Source organism: Alteromonas sp. S005 (assembly GCF_036864475.1).
Classification (GTDB): Bacteria; Pseudomonadota; Gammaproteobacteria; order Enterobacterales; family Alteromonadaceae; genus Alteromonas.
Map to the genome: position 1 here is coordinate 1 of NZ_JAZETN010000048.1, position 705 is coordinate 705.

Consider the following 705-nt stretch of genomic DNA (forward strand, 5'->3'; position numbering starts at 1 on the left):
GTTAAACCCTTATTCAGCATCAAGTCTCTTTAATGCTTTTTTGTAAGCCTCATTTCTTTCGCGTTTTCCCACTGCAAGCACTGTAACTACAACTACGTCATCAAGTACCTGATACACCAACCTATATCCTGATTGACGTAATTTTATTTTATAAACATTATCGGCACCTAAAACTCTATCTGGGGCTACGTGCGGTGTTTTTAACCTCTCTGCTAACTTCTTTTTCAATGGCTGCTGCAAAGTACTACCAAGCTTATTCCATTCTTTTAGGGCGCTTCTTTTAAACTCTAATTTATAGGTCATCCAAATTCACCGAAACGCTTTCTTCACCTTGCCTTTCTTTAACAAGCTTCAGTAGTTCCAGATCTTCCAAACGATCCATCATTTTTTCGTAAATCTCAGCCGGGACACAATAGAATGCGGGTTCATTCCTATTCAATATGGCGACAGGATCGCCATATGCACTGCTCGCAACTTTCATAGGGTTTGCTTTTAGTTCTGTAATACTTGCAGCAACTTCAGCCAAAACTCTCGCCGCCATAACGGTCTCCTAAAAGGTCTTTAATTAGGTCATTTTAGGCTATCATTGTTGGTTTAACAAGCGCATAAACTCGCTCACTACGTTCGCTGGGACAAATATACGTAGGCTCCCTGCGCTTCGCTTGGTATTGTAGCCTGCGTATTTTTGCCCGTTATGCGGGTGTT

The 705-nt window shown here is 41.4% G+C and carries 2 protein-coding genes; both read right to left on the minus strand.

Annotated features, from left to right (window positions below; translation table 11 throughout):
• Window positions 1-9 precede the first annotated feature (9 nt).
• Entirely contained in the window at window positions 10-303 is a 294-nt protein-coding gene (locus V7R55_RS19490; protein WP_334061029.1) for a type II toxin-antitoxin system RelE family toxin, read from the minus strand.
• Window positions 293-541: a type II toxin-antitoxin system Phd/YefM family antitoxin gene (locus V7R55_RS19495; RefSeq protein ID WP_334061031.1), complete on the minus strand. Its 249-nt coding sequence runs from the start codon at window positions 539-541 to the stop codon at window positions 293-295. The genes V7R55_RS19490 and V7R55_RS19495 overlap by 11 nt, the downstream gene beginning before the upstream one ends.
• Between the last annotated feature and the right edge of the window lie 164 nt (window positions 542-705).

What these genes read in the sequence shown, in the direction of transcription:
- V7R55_RS19490 (WP_334061029.1), bottom strand. Translation starts at nt 303, where the DNA reads ATGACCTATAAATTAGAGTTTAAAAGAAGCGCCCTAAAAGAATGGAAT.
- V7R55_RS19495 (WP_334061031.1), bottom strand. Translation starts at nt 541, where the DNA reads ATGGCGGCGAGAGTTTTGGCTGAAGTTGCTGCAAGTATTACAGAACTA.